Origin of the sequence: Kitasatospora sp. NPDC091257, assembly GCF_044757675.1 — a bacterium.
Taxonomy (GTDB): domain Bacteria; phylum Actinomycetota; class Actinomycetes; order Streptomycetales; family Streptomycetaceae; genus Kitasatospora; species Kitasatospora lactacystinica.
The window spans coordinates 1-7,802 of record NZ_JBIVVI010000331.1; the positions used below are offsets into that span (position 1 = coordinate 1).

At 72.3% G+C, this 7,802-nt stretch carries 6 protein-coding genes; 4 read left to right on the forward strand and 2 right to left on the reverse strand.

Annotation, left to right across the window (positions count from 1 at the left end; translation table 11 throughout):
* Nucleotides 1-96: 96 nt before the first annotated feature.
* Nucleotides 97-1,158, reverse strand: coding sequence for an ATP-dependent DNA ligase (locus ACIQOV_RS17460; RefSeq protein WP_401049392.1), 1,062 nt, complete (start codon nt 1,156-1,158; stop codon nt 97-99).
* Nucleotides 1,159-1,224: 66 nt separating this feature from the next.
* Here ACIQOV_RS17460 and ligD point away from each other — a divergent pair, with 66 nt between their 5' ends.
* Complete coding sequence (ligD, locus tag ACIQOV_RS17465; RefSeq protein WP_401049394.1) at nt 1,225-2,232, forward strand: non-homologous end-joining DNA ligase; 1,008 nt, start codon at nt 1,225-1,227, stop codon at nt 2,230-2,232.
* A gap of 169 nt (nt 2,233-2,401) precedes the next feature.
* Here ligD and ACIQOV_RS17470 read toward each other — a convergent pair whose 3' ends face one another.
* Nucleotides 2,402-3,517, reverse strand: a complete 1,116-nt coding sequence (locus ACIQOV_RS17470; RefSeq protein ID WP_401049398.1) for an 8-amino-7-oxononanoate synthase — start codon at nt 3,515-3,517, stop codon at nt 2,402-2,404.
* 279 nt (nt 3,518-3,796) lie between these two features.
* On the opposite strand from ACIQOV_RS17470, the gene ACIQOV_RS17475 reads away from it, so the two are divergent.
* The 3 genes from ACIQOV_RS17475 to ACIQOV_RS17485 all read left to right on the forward strand — a co-directional run bounded on the left by ACIQOV_RS17475 (nt 3,797) and on the right by ACIQOV_RS17485 (nt 7,729).
* Nucleotides 3,797-4,249: a hypothetical protein gene (locus ACIQOV_RS17475; RefSeq protein ID WP_401049396.1), complete on the forward strand. Its 453-nt coding sequence runs from the start codon at nt 3,797-3,799 to the stop codon at nt 4,247-4,249.
* A 32-nt stretch (nt 4,250-4,281) separates the two neighbouring features.
* Nucleotides 4,282-5,148, forward strand: coding sequence for a hypothetical protein (locus ACIQOV_RS17480; protein ID WP_401049397.1), 867 nt, complete (start codon nt 4,282-4,284; stop codon nt 5,146-5,148).
* Between the two features lie 88 nt (nt 5,149-5,236).
* Entirely contained in the window at nt 5,237-7,729 is a 2,493-nt protein-coding gene (locus ACIQOV_RS17485; RefSeq protein ID WP_401049400.1) for a DEAD/DEAH box helicase, read from the forward strand.
* The last annotated feature ends 73 nt before the right edge of the window (nt 7,730-7,802 follow it).

Genomic DNA, 7,802 nt, shown 5'->3' on the forward strand with positions numbered 1-7,802 from the left:
TTCCACCACTACCCCGCAACCCCCGTCCACTAGGTTGCCGGGGTTTACCGCGGGGGGGTCGGGCCCTCTCGCACGGGTGCGGCGTCCGGCGCGTCGTCAGCTGCCCAGCACCTTGCCGAGGTCGTACGAGACCGGCTCCTCCAGCTGGGCGTAGGTGCAGCTCTCCGGCGTGCGGTCCGGCCGCCAACGGCGGAACTGCGCGGTGTGCCGGAACCGGGTGCCCTCCATGTGGTCGTACGCGACCTCGACCACCCGCTCGGGGCGCAGCGCGATCCAGGAGAGGTCCTTGCCACCGGTCCAGCGGCTGACCGCGCCGGGCAGCCGGCCCTCGGCGTGCGCGGCCTCGTCCGCCCAGCCGCCCCAGGGGTGCTGCGAGAGGTCCTCCATCCGCAACGGGGCCAGTTCCTCGACGAGTTCGCGCCGACGGGCCATCGGGAAGGCGGCGCAGACCCCGACGTGCTGGAGCCTGCCGTCCCCGTCGAAGATGCCGAGCAGCAGCGAGCCGACCACCGGGCCGCTCTTGTGCTCGCGGTAGCCGGCCACCACGCAGTCGGCGGTGCGCTCGTGCTTGATCTTGTACATGGTCCGCTCCCCCGGCCGGTACGGCTGGTCCAGCGGCTTGGCGACCACCCCGTCCAGCCCGGCGCCCTCGTACTCGGCGAACCAGGTCCGGGCGAGGTCGAGGTCGGTGGCGGCGGGGGCGGTGAACACCGGGTCGGCGGCGTCGGCGAGCGCGGCCTCCAGGGCCGGGCGGCGCACCGACAGCGGCTCGTCCAGCAGGCTCTCCTCCCCGAGGGCGAGCAGGTCGAAGGCGACGAAGGAGGCCGGGGTCCGCTCGGCGAGCAGCCTGACCCGGCTCGCGGCCGGGTGGATGCGCTCCAGCAGCTCCTCGAAGCGCAGCCGGCCGTCCCGGGCGATCACCACCTCGCCGTCCAGCACGCAGCGCGGCGGCAGCTCCCGCTTGAACGCCTCGACCAGCTCGGGGAAGTACCTGGTCAGCGGCTTTCCGGTGCGGCTGCCGAGCTCCACCTCGTCCCCGTCGCGGAACACGACGGAGCGGAAGCCGTCCCACTTCGCCTCGTACTGCATCCCGGACGGGATCCTGGCCACCGACTTGGCGAGCATCGGCGCCACCGGCGGCATCACGGGCAGGTCCATGCGTCCGATCCTCGCCCGCTTCGCCCCGGAGCGCGCGCCGGGCGCCCGGCGCTTAGCGTGTGGGGCATGGGCTCAGCCGTGGAACTGGAAGTCGCCGGGCGCACCGTCCGGCTGTCGAACCCGGACAAGGTGTACTACCCCGAGCGCGGCTTCACCAAGCTGGACGTCGCGCGGTACTACCTGGCCGTCGCCGACGGGGTGCTGCGCGGTCTCCGCGACCGGCCGACCACCCTGCAGCGCTTCCCGGACGGGGTGGACGGCGAGTTCTTCTACCAGAAGCGCGCCCCCAAGGGCCTGCCGGAGTGGCTGCCCACCGCCCGGATCGAGTTCCCCTCCGGCCGCTCCGCCGACGAGATCTGCCCCACCGAGCCGGCCGCCGTGCTGTGGGCCGCCAACCTGGGCTGCCTCACCTTCCACCCCTGGCCGGTGCGGCGCTCCGACACCGGCCACGTCGACGAGCTGCGGATCGACCTCGACCCGCAGCCCGGCACCGACTTCCACGACGCCGTCCGCGCCGCCCACGAACTGCGCGCCCTGCTGGAGGAGTACGGGCTGCGCGGCTGGCCCAAGTCCTCCGGCGGGCGCGGACTGCACGTCTACGTGCCGCTGGCGCCCGAGTGGACGTTCACCGACGGGCGGCACGCGGTGATCGCCCTCGGCCGGGTGCTGGAGCAGCGGATGCCCGGGAAGGTCACCACCGCCTGGTGGAAGGAGGAACGCGGCGAGCGGATCTTCGTCGACTACAACCAGATGGCCCGCGACCGCACCATCGCCTCCGCCTACTCGCTGCGCGCCCGCCCGCGCGCCACCGCCTCCGCCCCACTGCGCTGGGAGGAGCTGGACGACGCCGCCCCCGAGGACTTCGACCTGCGCACCCTCCCCGCCCGCTTCGCCGAACTCGGCGACCTGAACGCGGAGATGGACGGCCTGGCGTTCCGCCTGGAACCCCTGCTGGAGCTGTACGAGAAGCAGCTGCGCGACGAGGGCCTCGGCGAACTCCCGTACCCGCCGGACCACCCCAAGGCAGCCGGCGAGCCCACCCGGGTCCAGCCGAGCCGGGCGAGGAAGAAGTAGTCGGCCGGCCCGGTCGGTCCACCGGCGGCGTCCACAGCACCCGGACCCGGTCGGCGGCCACGTCGTACCCGAGGCCGTGCCACGTGATCGTCCCAGCGCAGATCGGTCATCCCGCCCTCCTGCCCGGCGGGCCCGGTCGCACCGAGCGGCTTTTCGCCCCGCTGTCCGCTCATTCGCCCCGCGCACCGGCCGGGGCCAGTTCGGCGATGATGCGGACGGCCTCGGCGATCTGCCCGTCGGTCAGGTCGCCCCGGGCGGTCAGCCGCAGCCGGGAGATGCCGTCCGGGACGGACGGCGGGCGGAAGCAGCCGACGGCGAGGCCCGCGCGGCGGCAGTCGGCGGCCCAGGCGACGGCGGCCTCGGGGCCCGGGGCACGGACGGACACCACGGCCGCCTCGGGCTCGCAGCTGTGCAGGCCGGCGGCGGTGAGCTGCCGGGCCAGGGTGCGGGCCACCTCGCGGGCACGCTCGGCGCGGGCCGGCTCGGCGCGCAGCAGCCGCAGGGCGGCGAGGGCGGCGCCGGCGGCGGCCGGGGCGAGACCGGTGTCGAAGATGAAGGTGCGGGCGGTCTCGGTGAGGTGGCGGATCACCCGGCGCGGGCCGAGGACGACACCGCCCTGCGAACCGAGCGACTTGGAGAGGGTGGCGGTGGCCACGGTGTCCGGCTGCCCGGCGAGCCCGGCCGCCGCGAGCGCCCCGGTGCCGCCGGGGCCGAGCACGCCCAGCCCGTGCGCGTCGTCCACCAACAGGGCGGCGCCGTGCGCGCGGACGGCCTCCGACAGCGCGGGCAGCGGGGCCGCGTCGCCGTCCACCGAGAACACCGAGTCGGTGACCACCAGCGCCCGCGGCTGCGCCCGCCCGGCGAGCGCCTCGGCGACGGCCGCCGGGTCGCTGTGCGGGGCCCGGTGGACGTCGGCGCGGGAGAGCCGGCAGCCGTCGATCAGCGAGGCGTGGTTGTAGGCGTCGGAGACGATCAGGGTGTCCGGGTCGGTGAGCGCGGTCAGCGCCGCGAGGTTGGCCGTGTACCCGGAGGAGAACACCAGCGCGGCCTCCGCTCCGCAGAACTCGGCCAGCTCCTGCTCCAGTTCGGTGTGCAGCGCGGTCGTCCCGGTCACCAGCCGCGATCCGGTCGAGCCCCCGCCCCAGCGCAGCGCCGCGTCGGCGGCCGCCCGGGCGACGACCGGATGCCTGGTCAGGCCCAGGTAGTCGTTGCCCGCGAGGTCCAGCACCGGGTCGTCCGCGGCCCGGCTGCGCAGCGTCCGCGTCAGCCCGGCCTCGGCCCGCATCGCGGCCGTCTGGTCGAGCCAGTCGAAGACGTGCGCGGGAGCGGCGGAGGAGGGGGCGGGGACGGGGACGGCGGAGCGCGGCTCGGCCGCGAGCGGATGGTTCATGCCCGGCACTCTGGCATGCCGCCGCGTGTCGGGCAATGTGCGGATCGGCACAGTATGAACCGGCCAATCCAGTCGTGATTCACCACGCGTCAACCAGGTATCAATAGTCAATTCACCGAAATCATGGCCGCAAAAATAGTACGATCTATGCCGATCATTATCCGGGGGGAAACAATGACCGACCTCGAATTCGAGCGTCGCATGAATCCGTGGCTCTTCGACGACAAGGGCAACCTGACCGAAGAGGCCAAGAAGCAGTTCCCGGACCTGGCCGGCGCCAACGCCGCACCGGTCTCGCTGAGCCCGGCGGCCGGCGGCAAGACCGTCGCCGTGAACCCCGGCATTCTCCAGCAGGCCGCACAGAACGCCTTCGCCCTGCGGGACTCCGTCAAGACCGAGTGCGACCAGCCCGGCGAGCACGTCAACGCCGCCGCCGGATCCCTCAAGGGCTGGAACCTCGGCGGCGCGCTCACCGCCACCTGGGGCACCTGGACCAGCCAGTCGAGCGGACTGCAGAGCACCGTCGGCGACATCGGCACCAACCTGCAGACCACGGCCCAGAGTTGCACCAGGACCGAATCGGACATCCAGGCCCACTTCAACCAGGCGCAGGGCACCGGAAGCTAGCGCCGGCGGGAACGGGGGGATACAGCACGATCATGGTGACGTTCAGTCAACTCCAGCAGGTCGACCTCGGCGGCCTCGCCTCCGCGGCGGGCGACTTCGAGAGCCTGGTCCGCAAGTGGGACCTCACCCAGCGGATGCAGAACGAGGTCATCGGCACCATCCAGCAGTCCGGCTGGCACGGCGACGCCGCGGGCCTCGCCAACGCCAAGCTCACCTGGGCCCGCGACCAGATCCACGCGGCCTTCGAGGAGGCCTCGGCCCTGGCCAAGACGCTCCGCGACGCCCACACCGAGATCACGGCGGCGAAGAACGACCTCACCACCGCGGTCCAGAACGCGACGCACGAGGGTCTCACCGTCGACGGCGAGGGCGCGGTGCACTGGCCGCCGCCCACGACCCAGGAGGACAAGAAGGACGCCGAGTACGCCAAGAGCTGGAAGGCCGAGGCCGAGACCGCCGCCAAGGCCATCGGCGACGCGATAGACCGCGCCACCGAGGCGGACCAGGACGCCTCCCGGGCCCTGGGTGACGACACCGGCAGCGACGGCACCGCGTTCAACGCCAACCCCGTCGGCGGCATCCCGGAGGAGGAGGCCAAGGCGGCCACCTACATCCTCGGCCTCGGCGACCAGGCCGGCGACGCCCAGCTCAAGCACCTCCAGGACATCCTGGACCACCACAAGAGCGACCCGCGGTTCGCCACGTCCTTCTACGGCAACCAGGACCCGGCGACGTTCATGGCCAAGTACGGCGCGATGGCGCAGAGCGGGGACTACGCCAACAAGGTCCACCGGATCCGGATCGCCACCGCCCCGCGCGTCGCGAGGGAACTGGTCCGCGCCCAGGGCTGCACGAACGACCCGCGGCTGGCCGCGCAGGCGCCCGCCGCACCGTTCTGACGGCCTCCCGACCGGCCCGTCGCGGCCCCGGGCTTTGCCGGGGGTGGCGGCGAGCAGGCAAGATAGCCGGGTGACCCTCCTTGATCTGATGCCGAAGCCCGCGACCCCCGACGCGCTGTACGAGACGTTCGCAGCCTGGGCGGAGGATCGGGGGATCACCCTGTACCCGGCGCAGGAGGAGGCGCTGATCGAGCTGGTGTCGGGGAACAACGTGATCCTGGCGACGCCGACCGGGTCGGGCAAGAGCCTGGTGGCGGCGGGGGCGCACTTCGCGGCGCTGGCGGCGGGGCAGCGGACGTTCTACACCGCCCCGATCAAGGCGCTGGTGTCGGAGAAGTTCTTCGACCTGGTGAAGATGTTCGGCACCGAGCAGGTCGGCATGATGACCGGCGACGCGAGCGTGAACCCGACCGCGCCGATCATCTGCTGCACCGCCGAGGTGCTGGCCCAGATCGCGCTGCGCGACGGCGGCCGGGCGGACATCGGCCAGGTGGTCATGGACGAGTTCCACTTCTACGCCGAGCCGGACCGCGGCTGGGCCTGGCAGATCCCGCTGCTGGAGCTGCCGCAGGCGCAGTTCCTGCTGATGTCCGCGACGCTCGGCGATGTCCGCCGCTTCGAGGAGGACCTGACCCGCCGCACGGGCCGTCCGACCACGGTGGTGCGCAACGCGACCCGCCCGGTGCCGCTGTTCTACGAGTACCGCCGCACCTCGATGCACGACACCCTGGAGGAGCTGCTGCAGACCGGCCAGGCGCCGGTCTACGTCGTGCACTTCACCCAGAAGGAGGCGGTGGAGCGGGCCCAGTCGCTGATGAGCATCAACATGTGCTCGAAGGCGGAGAAGGAGGCCATCGCCGATCTGATCGGCGGCTTCCGTTTCACCACCAAGTTCGGTCGCAACCTGTCCCGTTTCGTGCGTCACGGCATCGGCGTGCACCACGCGGGCATGCTGCCGAAGTACCGCCGGCTGGTCGAACGCCTCGCCCAGGCGGGCCTGTTGAAGGTCATCTGCGGCACCGACACGCTCGGCGTCGGCGTCAATGTGCCGATCCGCACGGTGCTGTTCACCGCCCTGTCCAAGTACGACGGGCAGCGCGTGCGCATCCTGCGCGCCCGCGAGTTCCACCAGATCGCCGGCCGGGCCGGCCGGGCCGGCTTCGACACCGTCGGCCAGGTGGTGGCGCAGGCGCCGGAGCACGTGATCGAGAACGACAAGGCGATCGCCAAGGCCGGGGACGACCCGAAGAAGAAGCGCAAGGTGGTCCGCAAGAAGGCGCCGGAGGGCTTCGTCGGCTGGACCGAGGAGACCTTCGAGAGGCTGATCGGCGCCGACCCGGAGCCGCTGGTCTCCCGGTTCAAGGTGAGCCACGCGATGCTGCTGTCGGTGATCGGCCGCCCGGGCAACGCCTTCGAGGCGATGCGCAAGCTGCTGACCGACAACCACGAGGACCGGGCCGCGCAGCGACGGCACATCCGCACCACGATCGCCATCTACCGTTCGCTGCTGGAGGGCGGCGTGGTGGAGCGGCTGCCGGAGCCTGACTCCGAGGGCCGGATCGTCCGCCTCACCCTGGACCTCCAGGAGAACTTCGCGCTCAACCAGCCGCTGTCGACCTTCGCGCTGGCCGCCTTCGAGCTGCTCGACCCGACCTCGCCCTCGTACGCGATGGACGTGATCTCGGTCGTCGAGGCGACCCTCGACGACCCGCGCCAGATCCTCGCCGCCCAGCAGAACAAGGCGCGCGGCGAGGCCGTCGGCGAGATGAAGCGGGACGGCATCGAGTACGAGGAGCGGATGGAGCGGCTCCAGGAGATCACCTACCCGAAGCCGCTGGAGGAGTTGCTCACCCACGCCTACGAGGTGTACCGCCGGGCGCACCCGTGGATCGGCGACCACCAGCTGCAGCCGAAGTCGGTGGTCCGCGACCTGTACGAGCGGGCGATGACCTTCTCGGACTACGTCGGCTTCTACGAGCTGGCCCGCACCGAGGGCATCGTGCTGCGCTACCTGGCCGGCGCGTTCAAGGCGCTGGAGCAGACCGTCCCCGAGGACGTGAAGACCGACGACCTCAAGGACGTCATCGCCTGGCTCGGCGAGCTGGTCCGCCAGGTCGACTCCAGCCTGCTGGACGAGTGGGAGCAGCTGGCCAACCCGACCGAGGCGGCCACCGCCGAGGTGCGGCTGGACGACAAGCCGGCGCCGGTCACCGCCAACGCCCGCGCCTTCCGCGTCCTGGTGCGCAACGAGATGTTCCGCCGGGTCGAGCTGTGCGCGCTGGAGCACTACGAGGAGCTCGCCGAGCTGGACGGCGAGTACGGCTGGGACGCGGACCGCTGGGCGGACGCCATGGACGGGTACTGGGAGGAGTACGACGACCTCGGCACCGGCCCGAACGCGCGCGGCCCCAAGATGCTGATCATCGAGGAGGAGGACTCCTCCTGGCGGGTCCGGCAGATCTTCGACGACCCGGAGGGCGACCACGACTGGGGCATCAGCGCCGAGGTCGACCTGTACGGCTCGGACGAGGAGGGCCGGGCGGTGCTGCGGGTGACCGCGGTGGACCGGCTCGGCGGCTGAGCCGGATCCCGGCCCGGTCACGGGCCCGGTCACGGGCCCGGTCACGGGCCCGGTCCTGACGATGACGAATCCC